The organism is Marinobacter sp. EhC06, from assembly GCF_001650915.1.
Classification (GTDB): domain Bacteria; phylum Pseudomonadota; class Gammaproteobacteria; order Pseudomonadales; family Oleiphilaceae; genus Marinobacter.
In genome coordinates this window covers 376,576-401,267 of record NZ_LXYO01000001.1, presented here as the reverse complement: position 1 = coordinate 401,267, position 24,692 = coordinate 376,576, and the positions used below count along the sequence as shown (strand labels likewise).

Sequence of the window (24,692 nt, the reverse complement as noted above, 5' to 3'; positions counted from 1 at the left end):
GATCGGCAATAGTGGAGGCAGTTATGAGTAAGCGTGTTTCCAACCGGGTCGCAGCCATTCAGATGGTCAGCGGCCATGATATTGAGGCCAACCTGGCCGAAGCGGAAAAACTGCTGACCGAGGCCGCCGCAGAGGGCGCGTCTGTTGCGGTTCTGCCGGAAAACTTCGCGGTCCTGGCCACTTCCCAGATGATCGATTGTGGTCGCCGGGAAGCGGGCCCGGAGCCCATTATCAGATCATTCCTCGCGGAACAGGCCCGAAAACTGGGAATCTGGATCGTTGGCGGATCAATGCCTGTGGCCAAGCGACCGGATGGTTCAGAGATCGGCGATCGTGTCCGGGCAACCTGTCTGGTGTTTGACGATCAGGGCAGGGAAGTTGCCCGCTACGACAAAATCCACCTGTTCGATGCCATGGTAGAAGACGCCCATGGTCAGTACCGGGAATCCGACACATTCGAACCTGGCGACCAGGTGGTGACCGTGGATACGCCCGCCGGAAAGCTGGGCCTGGCTATCTGTTACGACTTGCGCTTCCCGGAACTGTTCCGGTTATTGCGAGAGCAGGAAGTGGACTGGGTTTGCCTGCCGAGCGCCTTTACCTGGCAGACCGGCGATGCCCACTGGTATCCGTTGATCCGGGCGCGAGCCATCGAAAACCAGGTATGGGTAGTGGCGCCGGGCCAGGGTGGCCAGAACAGCGAGCGCCGGCGGACCTACGGCCACAGTCTGATCTGTGATCCCTGGGGTCGGGTGGTCACGGAGATGGGCGAAGGGCCGGGCATGGTTGCAGCCGAGCTGGATTCAGATCAGGTAGCCAATCTACGCACCCGTATGCCTGTGTGGGAGCACCGTCGGCTCAAAGGCTGAAAGTGGGGTCAGATGACCCCGAATTCACATTGCTTCAGCGTCGTCGATGCATTCGCGAAGATAGCGGAACAGTTTCCGGGCCTGGCCGGTGTTCTTCTGTTTCTCCACATCCTTCCGGGCGTTGCGGGCAAGGTTGCGCAGATGCTGCATATCGGCGCTTGAGCAGTAGCTGAAGAATTCGCCAACGACCGAGTCGCCCTCGGCAATCATTCGGTCCCGCCAGCGCTCCGCCAGGTGATGCCTGCGGGTGTGTTCCTCGCTACCGGCATCAAAGGCGTCTATGGCTTTCGCCAGGGCCTCGGGATCGTCCTCCTGGCGGATGACTTTGCCGATGTATTGCAGGTGCCGGCGTTTGGCCTCGTTCTGGCGGATTCGCCGGGATTCCTCTATCGCAGCACGAAGGGTGTCGCTGATCGGCAGCGTTTCCAGCTGGTCGTTGCTCAGGTCCAGCATCCGTTTGCCGAGATCCTGCAGGGCGTGCATTTCCCGTTTCAGCTGGGATTTGCTGGGACCGTCGTATTCTGGCGCGTCGTTTTCTTGGTGGTCTTTCATAAATCCGACATCCGCTTAAGCATAGAAAATCGTCGCAAGGCCAAGAAAGGCCATGAACCCGACCACGTCCGTAACGGTCGTGAGAATCACGCTGCCTGCCAGGGCCGGGTCAATATTGCGAGATTTGAGAAACAGTGGCAGAACCGTACCAACCAGCGCGGCGGCGACCAGATTGATCACCAACGCGGCGGCGATGATGGCACCGATTAGCACATCCTGGAACCAGAGCATGGCGGCACCGGCTACAACGGCGGCCCAGAGCATTCCGTTCATGATGCCCGAGAGGAACTCCCGGTTCAGCAACCAGCGGACGTTGGCACCGCTGATCTGCCCCACAGCCATGCCGCGGATGACGAGGGTAAGGGTCTGACTGCCCGCAATACCGCCCATGCTTGCGACGATGGGCATTAGTACCGCCAGGGCCACGACCTTGGCGATGGTCTCCTCGAATAACCCGATCACAGCCGATGCGATCAGGGCGGTGATCAGGTTGATCCCCAGCCAGATGGCACGGCGGCGCGATGTCTTCCAAACCGGCGCAAAGGTGTCCTCGTCTTCGTCCAGACCCGCCATACTCATCAGGGAGTGGTCGGCATCCTCCCGGATAACGTCAACCACGTCATCGATGGTGATGCGCCCCAGCAGTCGGCCTTCCTCGTTCACCACCGGCGCCGAGATCAGGTCGTAGCGTTCAAACAATGTCGCTACCTTGGTGTCGGAGAGGCTTACGGGAATAGGCTCGATGTCGGTATCCATCACTTCCCGCACGGTGGAAGCGGGGTTGGATACCAGCATTTTGGTAATGGGCAGCATGCCAATGAAATCATCCCGCCGGCTGACCACGATCAGGCTGTCGGTCATCGGTGGCAGGGTGCGGTGCCTGCGCAGGTAACGCAGTACAACGTCAATGCTGATGTCCGGGCGCACCGTAATGGTGTCCGTGTTCATCAGGCCGCCTGCGGTGTCCTCCGGATAGGAGAGCACTTCCTCCACCCGCTGGCGGTCCTGCTCGTCCATGGTGTCCAGTACTTCCTGGATCACCGTGTCCGGCAGTTGCTGCAGCAAGTCGGCCAGGTCGTCCGACTCGAAATCCTCGATAATATCCGCCAGTTCCTGGGCGTTCAGCTGGCTCAGGAAGTAACCACGGATATCGTCGCTCAGGTACTGGAGGACTTCCCCTTCCAGCTGCTTGTCGACGAGGTTCCACAGCAGGGCACGCTGCCGGGGCGGGGAGGATTCCAGCAGATGGGCAATATCACTGGGGCTCAGGCCACCGTTCAGGATGCGGGCAACCTGCTTCAGTGCGCCACTGTCCAGGGCTTCGCTCAGGGAGCGAAGGCGCTGGCGGGCCTGGCTTTTTTCCAGAATATCGGTCATGAATCACCCGGCGTCAGAAAACGCCTGTATTATAGCGGAGTTAGGCGCTATCGGTGAGAAAGAGTTGTAGGTGAATGCCGTACGGAAGGGGGATTACTCGCCCTCGCCGAAATAGTCGTTGATCAGTTCAACCAGTGCCTCAACGGCCTGTTCCTCGTCTGGACCGTCGGCAATAAGCTCCACATCGGTTCCCTGGCTGGCTGCCAGCATCATCACCTGCATGATGTTCTTTGCGTCCACATCCCGGCCCTTGCCGCTTATTCGCACGCTGCTATCAAACTCGGACGCCGTGGCAACCAGCTTTGCGGTGGCGCGCGCATGCAGGCCCAGTTTGTTGATAATGGTAATAGGGCGGCGAATCATGGTGCGATCAGATCTCTTCCCGGGTCTGCAGGTGTGGCAGCTCGGTATGGCGTACCTGCACATTGTTGTATTTTTGCCGGAAGTATTCACCCAACTGCTCGCACACATACACCGACCGGTGCTGGCCGCCGGTACAGCCAATGGAAATGGTCATATAGCTTCGGTTGCTGTCTGCGAAGGAAGGCAGCCAGGTATCCAGAAATACCTTCAGGTCGTCAATCATTTTCCGGCTTGCCGGTTCTTTTTCCAGAAATTCGATCACCGGCTGATCCGTACCCACGTATTTCCGGAGGCTCGTATCCCAGTAGGGGTTCGGCAGGCATCGGACATCGAATACGTAATCGGAATCCAGCGGAACACCGTGTTTGAAGCCGAACGACTGGAACAGCAGGGCCAGTTCCTGGTCTTTCCGGCCAACCACCCGTTGCTTCACCATGTCCCGGAGTTCGTACATGGACATGCCCGTGGTGTTCACATACAGGTCGGAAAGCTTGGAGAGCGGCTCAAGAAGCTTCTTCTCGCTGGTAATGGCTTCCCGCAGGGAGGTCCTGTCGTCACTCAGCGGATGCTTTCTGCGGGTGGCATGGAAACGCTGAAGCAGAGACTGCTCGTCGGCATCCAGGAAGATAATTTCAACGGTAACCCCGGTCTCCTGAAGGCGCCGGTAAATTTCTTCGAAATTGGCCAGTTCACCGGAAAGGTTGCGGGCATCGATACTGACGGCCATCTTGCCCAGCCGGCCAGGCTTGGTCTGGCTGGCCGCTTCCCGCGTGAGGGGGAAAAGCAGGCCAATGGGAAGATTGTCGATACAATAGAACCCGAGGTCCTCCAGCACATGAAGCGCGGTACTCTTGCCTGAACCAGACCTGCCACTGACGATGATCAGCTTCATGACCAAACTACCTCCACTGCAATGAATATCAGCCGCCTGAGGCGGTCATGCGCTGGTACAGCGTGCTGGCGTCCTCACATTGCCGGAGGCGATCACAGAACGACCGCTCATTGAACTTCTCCGCCAGTTGGCTCAGCAGCTCCAGGTGTTCGCTGGTTGCCTCTTTCGGGACGATCAGGGCAAAAATCAGATCTACCGGCTGATTGTCGATAGCATCGAATTCAACGCTTTCTTCAAGCGTCATCAGTACGCCCACCACGTGATCAAGGCCTTCCAGGCGGCAGTGGGGAATGGCGATTCCCTGGCCAATGCCGGTGCTGCCCAGGCGCTCACGGGAAATCAGGTTGTTGAAAAGCTGGGTCTCGCTGAGCGTGTTGTCCTGATGGTTTATCTGCTCGGCAATAAACTCCAGGGCCCGTTTCTTGCTGGACGCAGCTACCCTGCAGAGGGTGAGCTCCGGCGCAAGAATGTTGTCTATGGTCAGGGATGTGTCGCTCATGGATCGACTGCGTTTCCGTTAAAAAAAAAGGCTGCGACATGTTGCTCATGTCGCAGCTCGATTAGATGAATTGCATGAAAACAGCCAGTTAGCGAGAGCCGTTTCCGTGCATCCGGTCTACATTCTTTTCCTTGTGCTTGAGAATCTGGCGGTCCAGCTTGTCGATGAGGGCATCGATGGCTGCGTACATATCCTCGTTTTCTGCCTTTGCGTGAATCTCACCACCAACCACATGCAACGTGGCTTCCGCAATCTGACGCACCTTTTCCACTTCCAGGGTCACCTGGCAGTTACTGATGTGGTCAAAGTGACGCTCGAGCTTTTCGAACTTCTCGGAAACATAATCCTTCAGTGCGGGAGTCAGTTCTACGTGATGGCCTGAAATATTGAGTTGCATAGGCGTCTCCTGTTGTCATCATGCCGGCTCCCGGGAGCCGGTCTGGGTGCTGGCGCATTGTGCGCCGGCGAATACGGTGTTGCGTCCCGCCCCGGGGTATTCAGACCAGCCGCTTGCGCTCGTTGGACGGCGGAATGTGCATGGCCTCCCGGTACTTGGCAACGGTGCGTCGCGCAACCTTGATTCCCTGTTCCCCTAGCATGGCTGCAATTTTACTGTCGCTCAACGGCTTTTTGGGCGTTTCCGCAGCTATCAGCTTTTTGATCATCGCCCGGATGGCCGTGGAGGAGCATTCCCCGCCCTCGTCAGTGCTGACATGGCTGGAGAAGAAATACTTCAGCTCGAAAATGCCCCTTGGCGTATGCATGTATTTCTGGGTGGTTACCCTTGAAATCGTCGATTCATGCATTTCTACCGCCTGGGCGATGTCCGAGAGGATCAACGGCTTCATGGCTTCCTCGCCGTGATCCAGGAATCCCTGCTGGTGCTCGACAATACGGGTCGCCACTTTCAGCAGGGTCTCATTGCGGCTCTGCAGGCTCTTGATAAACCATTTGGCCTCCTGCAACTGATCACGCAGGTAGGTGTTGTCTGCACTGCTGTCCGCACGTCTTATAAGTGAAGCATAGCTGGCATTGACCCGGATGCGTGGTGCAATTTCCGGATTCAGTTCAACGCGCCAGCGGCCATTGTGCTTGCGAACGATGACATCCGGAATGACGTAGTCGGGTTCGGCGCGGTCAATGACGTCACCCGGCCGGGGGTTCAGACCGGTAATCAATGCCAGGACTTCCCTGAGCTGATCTTCTTTCAGGCGGCTGCGACGCAGCAACTGTGCATAGTCCCGGTTGCCCAGCAGGTTAATGTAGTGGGTGATCACCAGTCGCGCCTGGGCCAGCCAGGGCGTCTCTGGCGGCAGCTGGTTGAGCTGGATCAGCAGGCATTCCTGAAGGTCCCGGGCAAACACACCGGGCGGATCAAAGTGCTGCAGGCGGTGCAGGACGGCCTCCACCTCATCCAGTTCAAGAGGGTCTTCCTCGTTCTCATCCAGCAGTCCGGCGTGGATTTCCTCCAGCGGGCTGGTGAGATAGCCCCGCTCATCCACCGCGTCCATCAGGGCATGGGCAATGGCCTGGTCCCGTTCACTCAGTGGGGTCAGATTGAGCTGCCATTCCAGGTGATCCTGAAGCGTTTCGGTGGGCGAGTTTCGGGTTTCGAAATCGTGATCGTTTTCGTCGTCATTGCGGGCGGCCGGGGCGGGTGCAGACTGGTATATGTCGTCCCAGGCAGTGTCTACCGGCAGGTCGTCCGGAATGTTGTCCGGAATGTCGTTTTCAGAAGACCAGTCCGGGCCGTTTTCCGATTCGTCCCAGTCGCTGGGCGGTTCCGGCGCGGTTTCAGCAGCTGATTCGGTGGCGTTGGCTTCGCGCTCATCGTTCTCTGTAGCTGCATCGTTCTGATCGTCGTCCTCGGAAGTCTCCAGCATTGGGTTTGATTCCAGTGCCTGCTGGATTTCCTGCTGGAGGTCGAGGGTGGAGAGCTGGAGAAGCCGGATAGCCTGTTGCAGCTGGGGCGTCATGGTCAGGCTCTGACCCAGCTTTAACTGTAAGGAGGCTTTCATAACCATGGTTCAGGATCCGTCACTCATCAGCGCTTTGTGTCATAAGTCGTGAAAAAAATCTATATATGCCGGTTACTTGCCGTTGTTTTATTTTACCCAAGCAAGTTCTTTGCCGAGTTTACTTGCTACAGATCATCAAAACAATGAGCCATTCGGTGTCACAGCCTGAATTCGTCGCCCAGGTAGACTTCCTTGACTTGCTGGTTGGCCAGGATCGCATCGGCATTGCCCGAGGCGATGATATGGCCGCCGGACACAATGTAGGCGTTTTCGCAGATGTCCAGGGTCTCTCGCACGTTATGATCGGTAATCAATACTCCGATACCCTTGTCCCGCAGGTGCCGGATGATGTGCTTGATATCACTGACGGATATGGGGTCGACACCGGCGAAGGGTTCATCCAGAAGAATGAAGGCCGGTTCCATGGCCAGCGCCCGGGCAATCTCCACCCGTCGCCGTTCACCACCGGACAGAGCCATACCAACGCTGTCCCGGATGTGGGTTATGTGGAACTCCTCCAATAACTCCTCGAGTTTTTTCTCCCGCTCGGCCTTGCCCATACCCTGGCGGGTTTCGAGGATGGCCATGATATTGTCGCGTACCGACAGTTTGCGGAACACCGAGGCTTCCTGGGGCAGGTATCCAATACCCTGGCGGGCTCGGCCGTGCATGGGCAGGGGCGTAATATCCCGGCTGTCGATCGTGATACGGCCACGATCAGCAGGGACCAGCCCGACGATCATATAGAAGCAGGTGGTTTTACCGGCGCCGTTGGGGCCAAGCAGCCCGACAATTTCCCCACTGCGGATTTCCAGGGAAACGTCGATTACCACTTTTTTCTGTTTGTAACTCTTTGCCAGATTACTGGCTCTCAGAACTGCCATCGGTTTCCTGTCTATCAGTGCGTCTGTCGGCGCTGCGTGGCTGAATCACCATCTCGACACGGCCGCCACCCTCGCCAGTGTCTGCCCCGCCTTCAGCGGTGACAACCCGACCAGCGGTATCATAGTGAATGACGTCGCCACGGAACAGGTTGCCATTCTGCTCGATGACTGCTTCCCGTTCAAAGGTCAGTCGGCTGTCTGTAGCCGACCAGGTAATGTTCATTGCACGGGCGTCGGTTTCGCCCTCGCCATCCCGCGCCGGCTGCCGGTACCTGGCAGGAGTGCCAGAGGCTTCGATCCGGCTCAGGCCGTCTTCTGTGCGATACAGCACCACACGGTCCGCACTCAGGCGGGTGTTGCCCTGCTCGAGCTCCACAGTCCCGGTATAGGTGGCAATACCCTGGCCGTCATCCAGGCGGGCATTGTCGGCGGTGACCTTGATGGGGGTGTCGGAATCAAGATCGAAAGCGGCCGCCGGGCCGATCATTGCGACCGTCAGCAGAGCGGCCAGCAGGCTCCGGTATCGGTTAGTTTCCGGTTTCATAGCGTCCTTCCACCTGGGAGTTCAGTTCCAGAATCCGCTCGTCTATCCACGCTTTCATGCCCGTGGCCCGGGTAATGCCGGTAACGTCGCGTATTTCTACGGGTGCGTCTGTATAAACCATGCCCCGGTCGTTATCCAGGGTCAGGCTTGATGTTGTCAGGGTGGCGTCCCGTTCGCCAATAGTGCGCTGAATCCGGACATTGTCCGTCAGGTACACCAGATTCTGGTTCTGCAGCAGGCTGCCATTCTCGGCTTCAACAATCCAGGGCAGGGCACTCTCGCCGCCATAAAGTTCGGCGCGGGGAGATTCCATGGTGGCCAGGTTACCTTCCTCGAACTGTTCAATGCGGGGGCTGGAGAACCGGATCTTCAGGTTGCCCGATTCGTTGAAGGATGTGTACTTGCCATTCACCACGAAGCCGTCCGGCTCGGCATCGCCTCGCAGCGCCGCGGCATCATCATCAATGACCGGTGGCTCATCGCTTTGCCAGAGCAAAAAGACCGCTGCCACCACGGTGCCGGCGAGTGCCAGTGTTCGCAGCCAGGGCCGGTCCGGGAGCCAGTTCATGCCTCGGGCTCCAGGTAGGGCGCAAGGGCAGAATCAAGCTTGCCATGGGCAGTCAGCAGCAGGTCGCAGGCTTCCCGCACCGCCCCTTCGCCACCCCGGGCATGGGTGCAGTAGTCGGCATGTTGCTGCACCAGCCAGTAGCCATTGGGCACGGTGATGCCGAGCCCGGCGAACCTCAGCGCCGGCAGGTCTGGAAGGTCGTCGCCCATATAGGCGATGGCTTCGGGGCTGACATCCATGGTGCTGACGAGTTCCTGCAGGGCTACTTTCTTGTCCTCGCGGCCCTGCATCAGGTGCGGGATGCCCAGATCCCGCATGCGCTTCTCGGTCAATGGCGACCGGCGGCCGGTAATAACGGCCACGGTAATGCCGGCTGCCATAAGCTGTTTCAATCCCAGACCGTCCAGAATGTTGAATGCCTTCAGTTCATCACCGTTGGCGCTGAAGTAAAGCTTGCCATCGCTCATGATACCGTCGACATCCAGGGCAATCAGGCGGATTTTGGCGGCTTTTGCCAGCAGGGAGTCCGGCCATTGGTGCTTCATGTCAAATAGCTCCTCATAGCCCCTAGATTACGCCGGCCCGCAGCAGATCGTGCATATTGATGGCGCCAATGAGGGCGCCGCCATCGTCCGTTACCGGCAGGGCGTTGATCTTCATTTCCTCCATGATATTCAGCGCTTCCGCCGCCAGGTGGTCGGCCTGGATGGTTTTGCCATTCCGGGTCATCACCTCATTGATAGGCGTATTATGGATATCCACCGATCGATCAAGAGTCCGGCGCAGGTCACCGTCCGTAAATATTCCGGTAAGAGTGCCTTCTTCGTTGACAACGGTGGTCATGCCGAGGCCTTTTCGGGAGATCTCAAGAAGTGCGCCACTCAAGAGCGTTCCCTCATTGACCACCGGAATCTGGTCACCGGTGTGCATGATGTCGGACACCCGAAGCAGCAGCCGACGTCCCAGGCTGCCGCCGGGATGGGAAAACGCAAAATCCTCGGCACTGAAGCCGCGGGCCTCAAGCAGGGCGACTGCCAGTGCATCGCCCATGACCAGGGTGGCCGTTGTTGAGGAGGTGGGCGCCAGGCCCAGGGGGCAGGCTTCCACCATGACACTGACGTCCAGGTTGGCGACGGCTTCCCGGGCCAGGGTGGAGTTGGAATTGCCGGTCATGCTGATCAGTGGGGCGCCCATGCGTTTGATCAGCGGCAGAATGGTGATCACCTCGCTGGTGTTGCCGCTATTGGAAATGGCGATCACCACATCCTGAGGCGTGATCATGCCCATATCCCCGTGGCTTGCCTCACCGGGATGCACGAAAAACGATGGTGTGCCGGTACTGGCCAGGGTGGCCGCAATCTTGTTGCCAATGTGGCCGGATTTCCCCATGCCGGTCACGACCACGCGGCCCTTGCAGTTCATGATAACTTCACAGGCCCGAGTGAACTGGTCGTCGATCCGGCCCTCAAGGGCATCAATGGCGTCGCGCTCGATGCGGATGGCGCGGATGGCAGAAGATCGGAAATCGCTGGGAGTCTGTTCGGTCATCGGGCTTTCGGCCTGGCTGTCGGGACATTTAAAAAGTTGGGCAGAGTATACCATTTTCACCCGGCAACGATGCCCGGTTACTGAAAGTTCAGTCAAACTGATCATTGCTATCAGTACATTTTGCGCTCTTTGGATTGAGCTCGGGCGCTCCTTGGCATAATGTAGCCCCTCTTTAAAAGGTAAGGACTATGGATTCACCGGCTTACATATCGCTCAAGGATGTCGTGTTCTCCCGCTCCGGGCGCCGTATCTTCGACGGTGTCAGCCTGGATATTCCCCGTGGGAAAATTACCGCCATTATGGGCCCCAGCGGAACCGGCAAAACTACACTGCTGCGTCTTATTGGCGGGCAGCTCAGGCCGGATTCCGGCAGTGTTGTGGTGGATGGTCATGAGGTGCCGAAGCTCAAGCGCAAGGCTCTTTACAGTCTTCGGGAAAAGATGGGCATGCTGTTCCAGAGCGGGGCCCTTTTCACCGACCTGAGCGTGTTCGAGAATGTGGCCTTCCCGCTGCGGGTGCACACGAAACTGCCGGAAGACATGATCCGCGACATAGTTCTGATGAAATTGGAGGCCGTTGGTTTGCGTGGTGCCCGCCAGTTGATGCCCTCGGAGTTGTCCGGCGGCATGACCCGCCGGGTGGCCCTGGCCCGCAGTATTGCCCTGGATCCGGAGCTCATCATGTACGACGAGCCATTTGCCGGCCAGGACCCGATTGCCATGGGCGTTCTGGTAAAACTGATCCGCGATCTGAACAGTTCCATGGGGCTGACCAGCGTCCTGGTCTCCCACGATGTCCCTGAATCCCTGAGCATCTGCCATTACGCCTGCATCATCTCGGACGGCAAGGTAATTGGTGAGGGCACGCCGGAAGAGTTGCGGGCGCATCCTTCCGAGCAGGTCCAGCAGTTCCTCCAGGGGCAGCCAGATGGCCCGGTTCCATTCCATTACCCAGCCGAGGGCGCCGCCCAGGACTTTGGGTTGTCCGGAGGTGTGTCTTGATCGAGAGAATCGCGGCATTTGGGCGTCTCGGGCTTGATATTGTTTCGTCATTCGGCCGCTCAGGTCGTTTCCTGGCGGGCGTTCTGGGCGGTGTGCCCAGGCCTGCGACCGGTTTTCCGCTTCTTCTGAAGCAGCTGTACGCCGTTGGCGTGCTGTCCCTGGCCATAATTGTGGTGTCCGGTCTGTTTATCGGCATGGTGCTGGGGCTGCAGGGGTACACGATCCTGAGCGATTACGGCTCTGAAGCGGCCATTGGCCAGATGATAGCCCTGACCCTGGTGCGCGAACTTGGGCCCGTGGTGACTGCGTTGTTGTTTGCGGGCCGGGCGGGTTCGGCGCTGACGGCAGAGATCGGTTTGATGAAGGCCACAGAGCAGCTGTCCAGCATGGAAATGATGGGCGTGGACCCACTGCGGCGGGTCATTGCGCCCCGGCTCTGGGCCGGGTTTATTGCCATGCCGGTGCTTGCGGTGATTTTCTCGGTGGTCGGCATCTGGGGCGGTATGCTGGTGGGTGTAGACTGGCTGGGCGTGTTCGAAGGCTCCTTCTGGGGCAACATGCAGTCGTCGGTGGATTTTGTCGATGATGTCCTCAACGGCGTCATCAAAAGCGTTGTTTTCGGCTTTGTCTGCGCCTGGATTGCGGTTTACCAGGGTTATGACTGTGTGCCGACATCGGCAGGTATCAGTTCGGCGACCACCAAGACCGTGGTGTACTCATCGCTTGCGGTGCTGGGGCTGGATTTTGTTCTGACCGCTGTCATGTTTGGCGATTTCTGAATCATCGATTAACGAGATAATACCGGAGCCGGAAATGGCACAGAGAACCACTGAAATTATCGTCGGCCTTTTCATGATCGCAGGCTGTGCAGCACTGCTTTTCCTTGCCCTGCAGGTGAGCGGGCTGTCGCCGAAATCGGCCGAGAGCACCTACACCATCTACGCCAATTTCAACGATACCGGTGGGCTTACGCCACGGGGGCGAGTTTCCATGGCCGGTGTAACGGTCGGCACCATCGAATCCATCAGTCTTAACAAAGAGACGTTTCAGGCCCGGGTGGAAATGTCGATTCACTCGGACGTCGACAATATCCCCTCGGACAGTTCCGCAGTTATACGTACATCCGGCCTGCTCGGAGAGCAGTACATTGATATATCTATTGGCGCCGAGATGGATTCGCTGAAAGAAGGCGACACCTTCTATTCGACACAGTCGGCCATGAACCTGGAGCGGCTTATCAGTAACTTTGCATCGGGCCGCTGATTCGGGCCGGGAAGATTCAACAGGAGATCCTGATGTTTGCACTGAAACACCACATTCTGCTTGGCCTTCTGATGGCCCTGGTACTGGTTACGCCGGCACAGGCGAACGAGGCGGAAGATCTCCGCAGATATGTGGATGAGAACACCCAGCGGCTCGTTGAAAAGCTCAACGAAGAGCGAGGCCTTTACGAGCGTGACCCTGAAGCGTTTTATGAGAGCATGGATCAGGCCCTGACGGATTTCGTGGACTTCCGCCGCATTGCGGCGCGGGTGATGGGACGTTATGCCCGCCAGACCACGCCCGAACAGAGGGACGAGTTTGTGGTCAAGTTCAAGCGCAGCCTGTTTGACAGCTACGCGCAGGCTCTCGTCAATGCGGAAAATTTCGAAATACAGGTCAAGGAAGCGACCATTAACCCCCAGAGCGACGACCGCGCCTCTGTCCAGATGGAGGTTATCAGTGCATCCGGGAACCGTTACCCGGTGACCTACTCGATGTACAAGAACTCCGAGGGCAAGTGGTTGATGGAAAATGTCATCGTTGAGGGCGTGAACATAGGTCTCGCTTTCCGGGATAGGTTCAGTCAGGAAATGGAAGAAAACCGCGGCCAGATTCAGGTAGTCATCGACGGCTGGAGCGATGCGGTTGAGTCCCTGAACCTGGAGCAGGAAGTGGATAACTCATGACCGCGGGGCTACCTCGGGTCCAGCTTGCCGACGGAGCTCTGGTTGTCTCGGGCGAGGTGACCTCAGACACTGTCATTGGTCTTAGAAAAGAGGGCGAGAAACTGATCCGATCGGTTTCTGCCGATCTGGTGGTCGACCTCGATGGTCTGATCACCGCCCACAGCGTGGTGCTTTCCATGTTGCTTTGTTGGCAACGCCTGGCCCATCAGACAGGTATTTCGTTGTCGTTCCGGGGTGTCAGCGGCCGTCTTGCCTCTCTGGCGGCCCTGAGCAACCTTGATGACCAGTTCGCGGGGTTCGGTCCGGAATCCGTCCATCCCGCCCACTGACTCTTCCGGCCCCAGCCCCTTTGTTTACCGGACAGTAAAGCTGACCCGAGCTCCGGAATTGGTTACAATCTCGCCCCTGATTTCAAAACACCCGAGGATTTTCTATGGATGCCACCCAAGTCACCGAGCTGGTCAAGGAAGCATTGCCCGGCTGCGAAGTTCAGGTACAGGTTGATGGTACCCATTATCTGGTCGTCGTGGTGGGTGATGTCTTCGAAGGCCTGCCGACCATCAAACGCCAGCAACTGATCAACAAGGCGCTGTTCCAACAGATCATGGACGGCTCAATACACGCACTTCATCCGAAAGCATTTACTCCGGCTGAATGGGCTGAGCGCCAGGGCTGAACGGCCCGAACAAAAACAGGACATTTATTGTGGATAAACTTCTGATCAGGGGCCGCAAGCCCCTGGATGGCGAGATCCGGATTTCCGGTGCCAAGAACGCCGCACTGCCTATATTGGCAGCAACCCTGCTGGCGGACGAGCCGGTGACTGTAGGCAACCTGCCGCACCTGCACGACGTAACCACCATGATCGAGCTTCTTGGCCGCATGGGTGTTGAAGTGATTATTGATGAGAAAATGAGCGTGGAGATTCACGCCAATACCATCAAGCATTTCCATGCGCCGTACGAGCTGGTTAAAACCATGCGTGCCTCTATCCTGGTGCTGGGTCCGTTGGTTGCCCACTTCGGCGAGGCAGAAGTATCCCTGCCGGGCGGCTGTGCAATCGGTAGCCGTCCGGTGAATCTGCACATCCATGGTCTGGAAATGATGGGTGCGGATATCAAGGTCGAAAATGGCTATATCAAGGCCAAGACCAACGGACGGCTGAAGGGCGCCCACATTTTCCTGGATACCGTCACCGTAACCGGCACCGAGAACCTGATGATGGCCGCTGCCCTGGCAGATGGAAAGACCATCCTGGAAAACGCGGCCCGCGAGCCGGAGGTTGTTGACCTTGCCGAGTGCCTGATCGCCATGGGCGCAGACATCAAAGGCCACGGTACCGCCACCATCGAAATCAACGGTGTTGAGCGCCTGCACGGTTGCCATTACAACGTGCTGCCAGACCGTGTTGAAACCGGCACCTACCTGGTGGCTGCCGCTGCAACCGGCGGTCGGGTCAAGCTGAAGGATACCCGGGAGGATCTGCTCGAAGCGGTTGTGCTCAAGCTTGAAGAGGCCGGCGCCCACATCAATACAGGCCCGGACTGGATTGAGCTGGACATGAAAGGCAATCGCCCGAAAGCGGTGAGCCTTCGTACCGCGCCTTACCCGGCGTTCCCCACGGACATGCAGGCGCAGTTCGCCGCCATGAATGCGGTGGCCGAAGGCACCGGCACCATCGTGGAAACTGTGTTCGAGAACCGGTTCATGCACCTGCAGGAGCTGATCCGCATGGGTGCGGATATCACGCTTGAGGGCAACGCCGCCATCATCAAGGGCGTGGACCACCTCACCGGCGCTCCGGTCATGGCCACGGACCTGAGGGCCTCAGCCAGTCTGGTTATTGCCGGACTCATGGCTGACGGCGATACCATCGTAGATCGCATCTATCACATTGACCGCGGTTACGAGTGTATTGAAGAGAAACTGCAGTTGCTGGGTGCCACTATCCGCCGCCTACCAGCGTGAAAGACATCCATCCAGACAATACGGGAAACCGGAAGAATCCATGACAGATTCCATAACCATCGCCTTGTCGAAGGGACGAATCCTGGAAGAGATCCTGCCGCTGCTCGCAGAGGCGGGCATTGAGCTGATCGACGACGTCAAAAAGTCGCGCAAACTGGTGTTCCCGACAACGGATCCCCATGTGCGGGTATTGATCATCCGGGCCACCGACGTGCCGACCTATGTTCAGTACGGCGGGGCCGACCTCGGGGTAACCGGCAAGGATGTGTTGATGGAGCACGGTGGCGAAGGTCTTTATGAGCCACTGGACCTGAATATTTCCCGTTGTCGCCTGATGACCGCCGGCCCTAAAGATCAGACGCCTCCATCCGGTCGTATCAAGGTGGCCACAAAATTCGTCAACCTGGCCCGCCGATACTACTCGGCCCAGGGACGGCAGGCGGACATCATCAAGCTCTACGGCGCCATGGAGCTGGCTCCGATTCTTGGTCTGGCTGATGAGATCGTCGACATTGTGGATACCGGCAACACGCTGAAGGCGAACGGTCTCGAGGCCCGGGAACTGATTGAGCACATCAGCAGCCGGCTGGTTGTCAATCGTGCCTCCATGAAGATGAAACACGAGCGTATTAACCCCATAATCGAAAAGATGTCCGCAGCTGTGGATAAACGCCGGCTCTGAGGTTGAGCCGGTCAGCCGTAGTTAGTCGTTAATCCCATACAGGATTTGAGTTATGACCGCCAAGATCACCAGATTGAACGCTTCCCAAAGTGACTTTAATGATGCGTTGGCCAAACTTTTGGCCTGGGACGACAGCGTTGATCATCAGGTGAACGAGTCGGTGCGTCATATCCTGCATGAGGTGAAAACCCGTGGTGACCAGGCGGTTCTGGAGTTTACCGAGAAGTTCGATCGCCTGAAGGTTGGCTCTGTCGCCGAGCTGGAAATGGACCAGAGCCGATTGCAGATGGCTCTGGAAGCGATTCCCCGGGACCAGCGCGTGGCCCTGGAAAAAGCCGCTGAGCGGATCCGAGATTATCACGAGCGCCAGAACCAGAAGTCCTGGCAGTATGAGGACGAAGACGGAACCGTGCTCGGCCAGAAGGTCACGCCGCTGGATCGGGCGGGTTTGTATGTGCCCGGGGGCAAAGCAGCTTACCCGTCATCCGTGCTCATGAACGCCATTCCCGCAAAGGTCGCGGGTGTCAGTGAAGTGGTGATGGTTGTTCCGACACCGGATGGTGTGGTGAATGACATGGTCCTGGCCTCCGCAGCGATTGCCGGTGTTGATCGGGTCTTCACCGTTGGCGGCGCCCAGGCAGTCGGCGCGCTGGCCTATGGCACAGAAACCATTCCGGCCGTTGACAAAATCGTTGGCCCCGGCAACATTTTCGTCGCCACCGCCAAGCGCGAAGTCTTCGGTGTTGTCGGCATCGACATGATCGCCGGACCCTCGGAAATCCTCGTGATCAGCGACGGCAAAACCGACCCCGACTGGATCGCCATGGACCTGTTCTCCCAGGCAGAGCACGATGAGCAGGCCCAGTCCATCCTGATCAGCCCGGATGCCGAATTCCTGGATGCGGTCGAAGCCAGTATCAACAAACTGCTGCCAACCATGGAGCGCGCCGACATCATCCGCACCTCCATGACCGACCGCGCCGCGTTGATCCACGTCGCCGACCTGAAACAAGCCGCCGAAGTGTCCAACCGCATCGCCCCGGAACATTTGGAGCTGTCGGTCGAAGACCCCGAGGCCATGCTCGAAGACATCCGCCACGCCGGCGCCATCTTCATGGGCCGCTACACCGCAGAAGCCCTCGGCGACTACTGCGCCGGCCCGAACCATGTGCTGCCCACCAGCGGCACCGCACGGTTCTCTTCACCGCTGGGCGTCTACGACTTCCAGAAACGGTCCTCCATCATCGGCTTCAGCGCTGCCGGTGCCGACCGCATGGGGCGTGTGGCGTCGGTTCTTGCCCGCGGCGAGGGCTTAACCGCTCACGCCCGGTCGGCGGAATATAGGATTAAGGACTGATTTATGAGTAAATTCTGGAGTCCTTTGGTAAACGACCTGGTTCCCTATGTGCCAGGCGAACAGCCAAAAATGGCCAACCTGGTGAAGCTGAACACCAACGAAAACCCCTTCGGCCCCTCACCAAAAGTCATCGAAGCCATCCAGGCCGAACTGAACGACGGCTTGCGCCTCTATCCGGATCCGGAAGGCGAAAGCCTGCGCCAGACTATCGCGGCTTACCACAAGGTAAAGCCCGAACAGATCTTCCTCGGCAACGGCTCCGATGAAGTCCTGGCCCACATCTTCTTTGGCCTGTTCCAGCATGGCGAACCGATCCTGTTTCCGGATATCACCTACAGCTTCTATCCGGTTTACTGCGGCCTCTATAAGATCGAGAGTAAAAAAGTACCGCTGACAGAAAGCTTTGAAATCAACCCGGATGACTTCAAGCAGCCCAACGGCGGAGTGATCTTCCCGAACCCGAATGCGCCAACCGGGCGGTATCTCGAGCTGCAGCATGTGGAAGAAATCCTGGCTGCCAACCCGGATCGTGTCGTTGTTGTGGATGAAGCCTACATCGATTTCGGTGGCGAGTCGGCGATCACCCTGGTCGACAAATACCCGAACCTGCTGGTCTCTCAGACGCTCTCCAAGGCCCGTTCACTAGCCGGTTTGCGGGTAGGTTTCGCCGTTGGCCATCCAGACCTGATCGAGGCTCTGAACCGGGTCAAGAACAGCTTCAACAGCTACCCGCTGGACCGCCTGGCCCTGGCTGGTGCGAAAGCGGCCTACGAAGATGAGGCCTGGTTCCGGAAGTGCTGCGATGGCGTGATCTCCGAACGCGAGCGTGTAACTGCCGCCCTCGAGGATCTTGGGTTCGAGGTGTTACCCTCAAAGGCAAACTTCATCTTTGCCCGTCATAGAGAGCAGCCTGGTGAGATTTTGGCCAAAGGCCTGAGGGAGCAGGGGATTATCGTTCGGCACTTCAACAAGCCCCGCATTAGCGAATTTCTACGCATCACCATTGGCACTGTTGAGCAGAATGATGCTTTGATTGAGGGGCTCCGGTCCCTCTAGCCTGCTAAGTTGGCGGGTAGAGAGAGGCAGATCCCCCTTCCCGGGAACCGCTACGAGCACATCCATGTGCGCTTGACCCCGGCCATCCATGGCCGGCGACATTCCCGGGAAGGGGGATCTGCCTCTCTCATCGAACCTCTCGGAAATAGTCCTGAATGGAGTATTTATGGCCAGTCGAAATGAGCTTCTCAATAAAATCAACGAATGGCTCCAACCCGATAATTTCCAGGATTACTGTCCCAATGGCCTGCAGGTTGAAGGCACGCCTGAAATTAAAACCGTCATCTCTGGCGTAACGGCCTCAAAGGCTCTGATCGAAGCTGCGATCGAAGCAAACGCCGATATGATCCTGGTCCACCACGGTTACTTCTGGAAAGGTGAGGATCAGCGCATTCAGGGGATGAAACGAGAACGTTTGAAGCAACTCCTGGACAACGACATTAATCTTGTCGCCTACCACCTCCCGCTAGATGACCATCCCGAATATGGCAACAATCGTCAGCTGGCGGACATTCTTAACATCAAGAATCCGCGCCCGTTAGGCGGTTTGGTGTGGGAAGGCGAGCTGGAAGAAGCAATGTCTCCCGAGAAATTCGGTCTTCACATCGCCAGACAGCTTCACCGCGAGCCGCTCTGGGTTGGCGAAGGTCCGACTGCGATCAAACGGGTGGGGTGGTGCACCGGTGCTGCACAGGGGTTTATTAACACCGCCTTGGATGCTGGCCTGGACGCCTATATTAGTGGGGAAATCTCTGAGCCGACGACGCACACGGCAAGGGAATGTGGCATTCATTATTACGCTGCCGGGCACCACGCGACCGAGCGCTATGGCGTTCAGGCTCTCGGAAAAGCGCTAGTGGAGGAGTTTGGTGTCGCTCACAAATTCATCGATTGCGATAATCCCGTTTGATGTGTTGGCGGGATCGCTTTTCGGTAGTTGAGAATTGCACTTAGACGGATGGAGCGTGGTGTGTGCTCCTTTCCGGGAATGTCGGCGGCCATGGATGGCCGACGTCAAGCGCACATGGATGTGCTCGTAGCGGTTCCCGGAAAGGGGCACACACCATGCTCCCTCTCCGAAACCATCAGTCCTGCAAGGATCCGAATTATCAGGTCTATATGAGTCAGGCCTGCTGAGCCTTATCACCCTTCTTGAGCCCAAAGTCCTCAGCAAGCGTGCCGGAATCCTTCGGATCCGTCTTTGGTGCATAATCCCGTGGCGGCTCGGAAGCGTCCTCGCGGACTTCCTCCAGGCGCTTCTTGGAAGTTTCCTGCGCCAACTCCTCCATCCAGTCTTCGTCATTGCAAAGACGGTTGGCACCGCGGGCCATGTGCTGGTTCACATCGCGGTAGGCATCGTTGAAGCGGCGCAGCAAATGGGCCGACTCCATGAAATGCTCATTCACCTGGGCCTGGTAGCGGGTATATTCGCTTCTCAGTTCCTCAATCTGCTGTTCCGCCCGGCGCTGCCGAAGCGTCGTTCCCTGCCCGGAACGGCCAACAAATACCCCGATGACAATGCCAACAACCAATGCGGCAATCGCTGCCAGAATCAGGTTTGTCATATGCTGTGTCGTCCTTTTACCTAGAAGTGAGCCAAGCCCCTGTCAGGCCAGTATAACGCCCCAGGCTCCATCATCCCATGATTGTGGCCTGCGCCAATCGTCGTATTGCTGCACAGGCGGCCAACGTGGCGAAAAATCGCCAAATGCGAGACAATACGGCGCCCAAATTTACGATCAACTTCCGGGAATACCTTGATGACAGCTGCGATGTCCTCCGAAACCAGTGCGACCATGACCCCTTGGCAACGTTACCAGAAGGATCTTGAACGCCCGGATTTCCAGAAGGACTCGGCCCAGGAAGATGCGGTCAAGCGCCTTCAGTCACTGTACGACAAACTGGTGGACGCCGAAAGGGATCGTAGCAAGCCCAAGGCCAAACTTTTCCGCAAGCTCAAGAAAGGCAAGGAAGAGCCGGTCAAGGGCCTGTATTTCTGGGGCGGGGTCGGCCGGGGGAAAACCTACCTTATGGACACCTTCTACGAGTCGCTGCCCTTTGATCGCAAGATGCGGGTTCACTTCCACCGCTTCATGCAGCGGGTACACAGCGAGCTCAAATCGCTCAAGGGCGAGAAAAATCCCCTGGAGCTGGTATCGAAGAAATTTGCCGACGAAACCCGGGTTATCTGTTTCGACGAGTTCTTCGTGTCCGACATTGGCGACGCCATGATCCTCGCCACCCTCATGGACGGTTTGTTCAGCCGCGGCGTCACCCTGGTGTGTACCTCCAACATCGTCCCGGATGGTCTTTACAAGGATGGCCTCCAGCGCGCCCGTTTCCTCCCGGCTATCGAACTGGTCAAAAAGCACACCGACGTGGTCAATGTGGATGGCGGGGTAGACTACCGGTTGAGAACCCTGGAGCAGGCGGAGCTCTTTCACTCGCCACTGGATGAAGAGGCGGATGTCAGCCTTCGCAAAAGCTTCGATGCCCTCGCAGTTGAGGCCGGTAAACACAGCAAAACCATGGAAATCAACGGCCGCAAAATTCCTGCTCAGGCCCACGCAGACGACGTGGTCTGGTTTGATTTCAAAGACGTCTGCGACGGCCCCCGGAGCCAGAACGATTACATCGAAATGGCCCGGCAGTTTCACGCCATTATCGTCAGCAATGTGCCTGTTCTGGGCAAAGAGAAAGACGACCAGGCTCGCCGATTCATTAACATGATTGACGAATTCTACGACCGCAACGTCAAAGTCATTATCTCGGCCGCGGCACCTATCACCGAGCTCTACACCGGGGGGCGCCTCGGCTTCGAGTTCGAGCGCACCGAATCCCGCCTGCTCGAAATGCAGTCCCGGGAATACCTTGAAGCGCCGCATAAACCATAAAAACTACCAGACAACCAACAGAGAGATTCAGAAATGAGCACAGACAACGTCGTCATCGTAAGCGGTGTACGCACCCCCATGGGCGGATTTCAGGGTAGCCTGGCCAGCGTCAGCGCCACCGACCTGGGCGCCCTTACCATTGCTGAAGCCGTGAAACGCGCCGGCCTGCAGCCTGCGGATGTGCAAGAAGTCATCATGGGCAACGTTCTGCCCGCCGGCCTCAAGCAGGGCCCGGCACGCCAGGCCATGCGTAAGGCCGGTCTTCCGGATCACACCGGCGCCACCACGATCAACAAACTCTGCGGCTCCGGCATGAAAGCCGCCATGTTCGCCCACGACCTGATCAAAGCCGGCAGCAACGACATCATGGTTGCTGGCGGTATGGAGAGCATGTCCAATGCCCCCTATATCCTGCAGGGCGTCCGCAGCGGCTACCGCATGGGCCCGGGCCAGGCGCCCCAGGATCACATGTTCCTGGATGGTCTGGAAGACGCCGAAACCGGTCGCCTGATGGGCGCCTTCGCCCAGGAAATGGCCGACAAGAAAGGCTACACCCGGGAAGAAATGGACGAGTACGCCATCACTTCCCTCACGCGGGCCAAGAAAGCCATCGAGGAAGGCCTGCTGAAAGACGAAATCATCCCGGTAACCGTGAAAAGCCGTAAAGGCGAAGTGGTTGTTGAAGACGACGAGCAGCCTCACAACGCCAACATCGACAAGATCCCGAGCCTGCGCCCGGCCTTTGCCAAAGACGGCACCGTCACAGCTGCCAACGCCTCATCAATCTCAGACGGCGCGTCTGCGCTGCTCCTGATGCGCGAGTCCGAAGCCGAAAAGCGCGGCCTCAAGCCGCTGGCCCGGATTGTTGGCCACAGCACCCAGTCCCAGCATCCTTCCGAGTTCACCTGCGCCCCGGTTGGCGCCATCGAAACCCTGTTCGGCAAAACAGGCTGGAGCAAAGACGACGTAGACCTCTTCGAGATCAACGAAGCCTTCGCCATGGTCGCCATGATGCCCATCCGCGAACTCGGTCTCGACCCCGAGAAGGTCAACATCCATGGCGGCGCCTGCGCCCAGGGTCACCCAGTCGGTTCCACCGGCTCCCGCCTGCTGGTAACCCTCATGTACGCCCTCCAGCGTTACGGCAAAAAGAAAGGCATCGCAGCTCTCTGCATCGGTGGCGGCGAAGCTACTGCCATGGCTATCGAGATGCTCTAAGCTCGGGAGTTTGGCAGGGGCGGGAGCCCTTCCCGAAACACGCTGTAAATACGTCCCTGTAAGCTTGACGGCAGCATCCCTGCTGCCGACAGTTTCGTGAAGGGCTCCCGCCCCCGCCAGGCAAACCTCCGGGTAGTCGTGCCATACAATCTTTTTTCCCGGCATGGGTTAATAGCGAACTCCAAAGCCCAGCGCCGAGGTGGCGAAGGTTCCTCCGAGAATGTCGGCGGCCATGGATGGCCGACGCCAAGCGCACATGGATGTGCTTGTAGCGGTTCTCGGAGGAATCATCGCCTCCTTGGCGCTCCTCGCAACTAACAGCCGCCGAAAAAAACCACCAAAACCAAAGTGGTTGCATCCAAATTTGTTGTCTATAGTGATTCTGTGCGAAGAAACCCGGCAGCAAGCGGCGGTAATAGAGGTGTGAGAGCAAAATCATACTTTTGACTGATCAAAGCGCCCGAAGGCGTTAGCTATAGTGCCAACATCACGAGCACTGTGCATGAAGCCTCCAATACATCGTGAACACCAATAATCAGAGCAGCGACTCAGAACAACAATGGAGTAGCCTTCCAATGACAAGAAAAACACATCAATGGCAGCGTTGGACCAAATTACCGCTGGCCGTGGCAGTTGCAGCCGGCATGTCCGGTCAGGCAACCGCCTATTCGTTCTATGTGGGAGATGTGGAAGCCCAGTTCAATACCACGCTGTCTGCGGGCGCAGGTTGGCGAGTTGAAGATCGGGACAAGCGACTGATCGCCCAGGGTAACCTCGGTCCTGAGTACACGCCGGGCGGAGCGCTGGAAAATATTGGCGCCTCCACGAACAACTACGACGACGGTAACCTCAACTTCGAGAGCGGAGACACCTACTCCAAGATCGTCAAAGGTAACAGTGAACTTTACCTCAATTATTACGTCGATAACCCCTATCTGACCCGGGTCGGCGGTCTTCTGCGTGGTCGTTACTGGTACGACTTCGAACTCAAAGACGAGAGCAGGGCCGTAGATTACGTTGGCCAACAGCGCGAGCTGAACCCCGAGGCCAAGGACAATGCGTCCGGTGGTGAGATTCTTGACGCCTACATCTTCTCTGATTGGTATTTTGGTAACGTCCCTGTGAGCCTTCGCTACGGCAAGCAGGTAGTAAGCTGGGGTGAAAGTACCTTTATTCAGGGTGGCATTAACGTCATCAACCCCGTAGACGTCCCCGCGTTCCGCGCACCGGGCTCCGAGCTGAAAGACGCTCTGCTGCCGGTTGAAATGTTCTACATGTCTGCAGGTGTTACCGAGAACGTGACGGTAGAGACCTTTGTTCAGGCTGATTGGGAGCCTATCCGTCCAGACGATTGTGGCACTTTCTTCTCGACCAACGATTTCGCCCCTGATGGCTGTGGCCCGGTCCTTCTCGCTGGACAGTTGCCGGATTCCCAGGCGCTCGCCCAGGGCCTGGTATCGGATCGTGTAGGCGATCGTGAGGCGGATTCCAAAGACCAGTTCGGTGTTGCTTTGCGCTGGTACGTGCCGCAGCTGAACGATTCAGAACTTGGCTTCTACTACATCAAGTACAACAGTCGCCTGCCATATGTAAGTGGTATTGTGCGGGATCCCGCCAATGGCCAGAACCTGCCTCTGTACTTCATTGAGTACCCGGAAAATATCAACCTGTACGGTGTGAGCATCAACACCACCACTCCGGGTGGCTGGTCGCTGGGTGCAGAATACTCTTACCGTGACAAGATGCCCCTGCAATGGAATGCTTTCGAACTCCTCTATGGTGGTAACGAGGTCCTGAACCCCGAGACCGGACTTCCGGCAAGTCAGCTGCAGGTTATCCGCGAAGCGGAAGCTGGTGGTGCGTCGCTCAACGGTGAAGCCGTAAGAGGTTGGGATGAGTACGGCGTATCTCAGGCCCAGTTCACACTGATTAAGTTCTTCGATCAGGTGATGGGCGCAAGCCGTCTCTCTCTGATTACCGAGTTTGGTGCAACTTACGTTCATGATCTTCCGGATTATGATACAGCCCGTTACGGCAGGTCCGGCACCTTTGGTATCGGCCAGTTGCCAGGTGGCGCCTGTGATGGCAGTGGCTCAACCGGAGCGGCTTTGAACATCAACACCAACTACTGTAACAATGAAGGCTTCACAACTGACTTCTCCTGGGGTTACCGTACCCGGCTGGTATGGAGTTATCCGAACGCGCTCGCCGGCGTGAACCTCTCACCGCAACTGGCGTGGAGCCACGACGTGCAGGGTTACAGCCCGCAGCCGGGTGGTGCTTTCAATGAAGGCAGCAAGGCCATTGGTCTGTCGCTGGAAGCGGTTTACCAGAACAAGATTACCGGTGAGATCGGTTACACAAACTTTTTCGGCGGCAAGCCGTATAACGAGTTGACTGACCGCGATTTCGTGAGTGCTAGCGTTTCATACTCATTCTGAACCCGGAAAGAA

Annotated in this window: 28 protein-coding genes; 15 read left to right on the top strand and 13 right to left on the bottom strand. The window is 57.6% G+C overall.

Features of this window, described 5'->3' with window-relative positions; all coding sequences use genetic code 11:
* The first annotated feature begins 23 nt into the window (after positions 1-23).
* Positions 24-869 (top strand): carbon-nitrogen hydrolase family protein, encoded by an 846-nt coding sequence (locus A8B84_RS01805; RefSeq protein WP_064228684.1) that lies wholly within the window; start codon positions 24-26, stop codon positions 867-869.
* A gap of 24 nt (positions 870-893) precedes the next feature.
* On the opposite strand, the gene yjgA is transcribed toward A8B84_RS01805, so the two are convergent.
* From yjgA to A8B84_RS01745, 12 genes are all read right to left on the bottom strand, one after another.
* The gene (yjgA, locus tag A8B84_RS01800) at positions 894-1,421 is read right to left on the bottom strand and encodes a ribosome biogenesis factor YjgA (RefSeq protein ID WP_064228685.1); all 528 of its coding nucleotides are present in this window, start codon (positions 1,419-1,421) and stop codon (positions 894-896) included.
* A gap of 15 nt (positions 1,422-1,436) precedes the next feature.
* Positions 1,437-2,798 (bottom strand): magnesium transporter, encoded by a 1,362-nt coding sequence (gene mgtE / locus A8B84_RS01795; RefSeq protein WP_064228686.1) that lies wholly within the window; start codon positions 2,796-2,798, stop codon positions 1,437-1,439.
* A 93-nt stretch (positions 2,799-2,891) separates the two neighbouring features.
* Entirely contained in the window at positions 2,892-3,161 is a 270-nt protein-coding gene (locus A8B84_RS01790) for an HPr family phosphocarrier protein (RefSeq protein WP_064228687.1), read from the bottom strand.
* A 7-nt stretch (positions 3,162-3,168) separates the two neighbouring features.
* The gene (gene rapZ / locus A8B84_RS01785) at positions 3,169-4,053 is read right to left on the bottom strand and encodes an RNase adapter RapZ (RefSeq protein ID WP_064228688.1); all 885 of its coding nucleotides are present in this window, start codon (positions 4,051-4,053) and stop codon (positions 3,169-3,171) included.
* Positions 4,054-4,081: 28 nt separating this feature from the next.
* Positions 4,082-4,552, bottom strand: a complete 471-nt coding sequence (gene ptsN, locus A8B84_RS01780) for a PTS IIA-like nitrogen regulatory protein PtsN (RefSeq protein ID WP_014577742.1) — start codon at positions 4,550-4,552, stop codon at positions 4,082-4,084.
* An 88-nt stretch (positions 4,553-4,640) separates the two neighbouring features.
* Positions 4,641-4,949 (bottom strand): ribosome hibernation promoting factor, encoded by a 309-nt coding sequence (gene hpf, locus A8B84_RS01775; protein WP_008170154.1) that lies wholly within the window; start codon positions 4,947-4,949, stop codon positions 4,641-4,643.
* A 100-nt stretch (positions 4,950-5,049) separates the two neighbouring features.
* Positions 5,050-6,576, bottom strand: coding sequence for an RNA polymerase factor sigma-54 (locus tag A8B84_RS01770; protein WP_264753877.1), 1,527 nt, complete (start codon positions 6,574-6,576; stop codon positions 5,050-5,052).
* 152 nt (positions 6,577-6,728) lie between these two features.
* Entirely contained in the window at positions 6,729-7,454 is a 726-nt protein-coding gene (lptB, locus tag A8B84_RS01765; protein WP_064228689.1) for an LPS export ABC transporter ATP-binding protein, read from the bottom strand.
* Positions 7,432-7,998 carry a lipopolysaccharide transport periplasmic protein LptA gene (gene lptA, locus A8B84_RS01760; RefSeq protein WP_064228690.1) on the bottom strand — a complete coding sequence of 189 codons (567 nt, stop codon included), beginning with the start codon at positions 7,996-7,998 and terminating at the stop codon, positions 7,432-7,434. Before lptA ends, lptB begins: the two co-directional genes overlap by 23 nt.
* On the bottom strand, positions 7,982-8,566 hold the full coding sequence (gene lptC / locus A8B84_RS01755; protein WP_064228691.1) for an LPS export ABC transporter periplasmic protein LptC: 585 nt from the start codon (positions 8,564-8,566) through the stop codon (positions 7,982-7,984). The genes lptA and lptC overlap by 17 nt, the downstream gene beginning before the upstream one ends.
* Entirely contained in the window at positions 8,563-9,111 is a 549-nt protein-coding gene (gene kdsC / locus A8B84_RS01750) for a 3-deoxy-manno-octulosonate-8-phosphatase KdsC (protein WP_064228692.1), read from the bottom strand. The genes lptC and kdsC overlap by 4 nt, the downstream gene beginning before the upstream one ends.
* A 22-nt stretch (positions 9,112-9,133) precedes the next feature.
* Positions 9,134-10,114 (bottom strand): KpsF/GutQ family sugar-phosphate isomerase, encoded by a 981-nt coding sequence (locus A8B84_RS01745; RefSeq protein WP_064228996.1) that lies wholly within the window; start codon positions 10,112-10,114, stop codon positions 9,134-9,136.
* Positions 10,115-10,302: 188 nt separating this feature from the next.
* On the opposite strand from A8B84_RS01745, the gene A8B84_RS01740 reads away from it, so the two are divergent.
* From A8B84_RS01740 to A8B84_RS01690, 11 genes are all read left to right on the top strand, one after another.
* Positions 10,303-11,115 carry an ABC transporter ATP-binding protein gene (locus A8B84_RS01740; RefSeq protein ID WP_064228693.1) on the top strand — a complete coding sequence of 271 codons (813 nt, stop codon included), beginning with the start codon at positions 10,303-10,305 and terminating at the stop codon, positions 11,113-11,115.
* Complete coding sequence (mlaE, locus tag A8B84_RS01735) at positions 11,112-11,894, top strand: lipid asymmetry maintenance ABC transporter permease subunit MlaE (protein ID WP_064228694.1); 783 nt, start codon at positions 11,112-11,114, stop codon at positions 11,892-11,894. Before A8B84_RS01740 ends, mlaE begins: the two co-directional genes overlap by 4 nt.
* Positions 11,895-11,928: 34 nt before the next feature.
* Positions 11,929-12,378, top strand: coding sequence for an outer membrane lipid asymmetry maintenance protein MlaD (gene mlaD / locus A8B84_RS01730; protein ID WP_064228695.1), 450 nt, complete (start codon positions 11,929-11,931; stop codon positions 12,376-12,378).
* A 32-nt stretch (positions 12,379-12,410) separates the two neighbouring features.
* The gene (locus tag A8B84_RS01725; RefSeq protein WP_064228696.1) at positions 12,411-13,064 is read left to right on the top strand and encodes a phospholipid-binding protein MlaC; all 654 of its coding nucleotides are present in this window, start codon (positions 12,411-12,413) and stop codon (positions 13,062-13,064) included.
* A complete protein-coding gene (locus A8B84_RS01720; protein WP_064228697.1) occupies positions 13,061-13,393 on the top strand; it encodes a lipid asymmetry maintenance protein MlaB in 333 nt (110 codons plus the stop codon). Before A8B84_RS01725 ends, A8B84_RS01720 begins: the two co-directional genes overlap by 4 nt.
* Positions 13,394-13,497: 104 nt before the next feature.
* The gene (locus A8B84_RS01715) at positions 13,498-13,740 is read left to right on the top strand and encodes a BolA family protein (protein ID WP_064228698.1); all 243 of its coding nucleotides are present in this window, start codon (positions 13,498-13,500) and stop codon (positions 13,738-13,740) included.
* A gap of 29 nt (positions 13,741-13,769) precedes the next feature.
* Complete coding sequence (gene murA / locus A8B84_RS01710; RefSeq protein ID WP_014577731.1) at positions 13,770-15,032, top strand: UDP-N-acetylglucosamine 1-carboxyvinyltransferase; 1,263 nt, start codon at positions 13,770-13,772, stop codon at positions 15,030-15,032.
* A gap of 40 nt (positions 15,033-15,072) precedes the next feature.
* Positions 15,073-15,714: an ATP phosphoribosyltransferase gene (gene hisG, locus A8B84_RS01705; RefSeq protein WP_064228699.1), complete on the top strand. Its 642-nt coding sequence runs from the start codon at positions 15,073-15,075 to the stop codon at positions 15,712-15,714.
* Positions 15,715-15,766: 52 nt separating this feature from the next.
* The gene (gene hisD / locus A8B84_RS01700; RefSeq protein ID WP_064228700.1) at positions 15,767-17,071 is read left to right on the top strand and encodes a histidinol dehydrogenase; all 1,305 of its coding nucleotides are present in this window, start codon (positions 15,767-15,769) and stop codon (positions 17,069-17,071) included.
* A gap of 3 nt (positions 17,072-17,074) precedes the next feature.
* Complete coding sequence (hisC, locus tag A8B84_RS01695; RefSeq protein WP_064228701.1) at positions 17,075-18,127, top strand: histidinol-phosphate transaminase; 1,053 nt, start codon at positions 17,075-17,077, stop codon at positions 18,125-18,127.
* 166 nt (positions 18,128-18,293) lie between these two features.
* Positions 18,294-19,037: a Nif3-like dinuclear metal center hexameric protein gene (locus tag A8B84_RS01690; protein ID WP_064228702.1), complete on the top strand. Its 744-nt coding sequence runs from the start codon at positions 18,294-18,296 to the stop codon at positions 19,035-19,037.
* Positions 19,038-19,251: 214 nt separating this feature from the next.
* Here A8B84_RS01690 and A8B84_RS01685 read toward each other — a convergent pair whose 3' ends face one another.
* Positions 19,252-19,692: a YhcB family protein gene (locus A8B84_RS01685; RefSeq protein WP_064228703.1), complete on the bottom strand. Its 441-nt coding sequence runs from the start codon at positions 19,690-19,692 to the stop codon at positions 19,252-19,254.
* Positions 19,693-19,923: 231 nt separating this feature from the next.
* On the opposite strand from A8B84_RS01685, the gene zapE reads away from it, so the two are divergent.
* The 3 genes from zapE to A8B84_RS01665 all read left to right on the top strand — a co-directional run bounded on the left by zapE (position 19,924) and on the right by A8B84_RS01665 (position 24,680).
* The gene (zapE, locus tag A8B84_RS01680) at positions 19,924-21,021 is read left to right on the top strand and encodes a cell division protein ZapE (RefSeq protein WP_227512777.1); all 1,098 of its coding nucleotides are present in this window, start codon (positions 19,924-19,926) and stop codon (positions 21,019-21,021) included.
* 33 nt (positions 21,022-21,054) lie between these two features.
* The gene (locus tag A8B84_RS01675; RefSeq protein WP_064228705.1) at positions 21,055-22,239 is read left to right on the top strand and encodes a thiolase family protein; all 1,185 of its coding nucleotides are present in this window, start codon (positions 21,055-21,057) and stop codon (positions 22,237-22,239) included.
* A gap of 575 nt (positions 22,240-22,814) precedes the next feature.
* On the top strand, positions 22,815-24,680 hold the full coding sequence (locus A8B84_RS01665) for a DUF1302 domain-containing protein (RefSeq protein ID WP_064228706.1): 1,866 nt from the start codon (positions 22,815-22,817) through the stop codon (positions 24,678-24,680).
* Positions 24,681-24,692 lie beyond the last annotated feature (12 nt).

Coding starts and splice junctions, on each gene's coding strand:
- hpf (WP_008170154.1), bottom strand. CDS start 4,949: ATGCAACTCAATATTTCAGGCCATCACGTAGAACTGACTCCCGCACTG.
- A8B84_RS01745 (WP_064228996.1), bottom strand. CDS start 10,114: ATGACCGAACAGACTCCCAGCGATTTCCGATCTTCTGCCATCCGCGCC.
- lptA (WP_064228690.1), bottom strand. CDS start 7,998: ATGAAACCGGAAACTAACCGATACCGGAGCCTGCTGGCCGCTCTGCTG.
- A8B84_RS01790 (WP_064228687.1), bottom strand. CDS start 3,161: ATGATTCGCCGCCCTATTACCATTATCAACAAACTGGGCCTGCATGCG.
- lptC (WP_064228691.1), bottom strand. CDS start 8,566: ATGAACTGGCTCCCGGACCGGCCCTGGCTGCGAACACTGGCACTCGCC.
- A8B84_RS01665 (WP_064228706.1), top strand. CDS start 22,815: ATGACAAGAAAAACACATCAATGGCAGCGTTGGACCAAATTACCGCTG.
- A8B84_RS01675 (WP_064228705.1), top strand. CDS start 21,055: ATGAGCACAGACAACGTCGTCATCGTAAGCGGTGTACGCACCCCCATG.
- mlaD (WP_064228695.1), top strand. CDS start 11,929: ATGGCACAGAGAACCACTGAAATTATCGTCGGCCTTTTCATGATCGCA.
- ptsN (WP_014577742.1), bottom strand. CDS start 4,552: ATGAGCGACACATCCCTGACCATAGACAACATTCTTGCGCCGGAGCTC.
- A8B84_RS01720 (WP_064228697.1), top strand. CDS start 13,061: ATGACCGCGGGGCTACCTCGGGTCCAGCTTGCCGACGGAGCTCTGGTT.
- rapZ (WP_064228688.1), bottom strand. CDS start 4,053: ATGAAGCTGATCATCGTCAGTGGCAGGTCTGGTTCAGGCAAGAGTACC.
- A8B84_RS01715 (WP_064228698.1), top strand. CDS start 13,498: ATGGATGCCACCCAAGTCACCGAGCTGGTCAAGGAAGCATTGCCCGGC.
- A8B84_RS01740 (WP_064228693.1), top strand. CDS start 10,303: ATGGATTCACCGGCTTACATATCGCTCAAGGATGTCGTGTTCTCCCGC.
- hisG (WP_064228699.1), top strand. CDS start 15,073: ATGACAGATTCCATAACCATCGCCTTGTCGAAGGGACGAATCCTGGAA.
- A8B84_RS01770 (WP_264753877.1), bottom strand. CDS start 6,576: ATGGTTATGAAAGCCTCCTTACAGTTAAAGCTGGGTCAGAGCCTGACC.
- yjgA (WP_064228685.1), bottom strand. CDS start 1,421: ATGAAAGACCACCAAGAAAACGACGCGCCAGAATACGACGGTCCCAGC.
- lptB (WP_064228689.1), bottom strand. CDS start 7,454: ATGGCAGTTCTGAGAGCCAGTAATCTGGCAAAGAGTTACAAACAGAAA.
- kdsC (WP_064228692.1), bottom strand. CDS start 9,111: ATGAAGCACCAATGGCCGGACTCCCTGCTGGCAAAAGCCGCCAAAATC.
- A8B84_RS01690 (WP_064228702.1), top strand. CDS start 18,294: ATGGCCAGTCGAAATGAGCTTCTCAATAAAATCAACGAATGGCTCCAA.
- mgtE (WP_064228686.1), bottom strand. CDS start 2,798: ATGACCGATATTCTGGAAAAAAGCCAGGCCCGCCAGCGCCTTCGCTCC.
- A8B84_RS01805 (WP_064228684.1), top strand. CDS start 24: ATGAGTAAGCGTGTTTCCAACCGGGTCGCAGCCATTCAGATGGTCAGC.
- hisD (WP_064228700.1), top strand. CDS start 15,767: ATGACCGCCAAGATCACCAGATTGAACGCTTCCCAAAGTGACTTTAAT.
- A8B84_RS01725 (WP_064228696.1), top strand. CDS start 12,411: ATGTTTGCACTGAAACACCACATTCTGCTTGGCCTTCTGATGGCCCTG.
- zapE (WP_227512777.1), top strand. CDS start 19,924: ATGACCCCTTGGCAACGTTACCAGAAGGATCTTGAACGCCCGGATTTC.
- A8B84_RS01685 (WP_064228703.1), bottom strand. CDS start 19,692: ATGACAAACCTGATTCTGGCAGCGATTGCCGCATTGGTTGTTGGCATT.
- hisC (WP_064228701.1), top strand. CDS start 17,075: ATGAGTAAATTCTGGAGTCCTTTGGTAAACGACCTGGTTCCCTATGTG.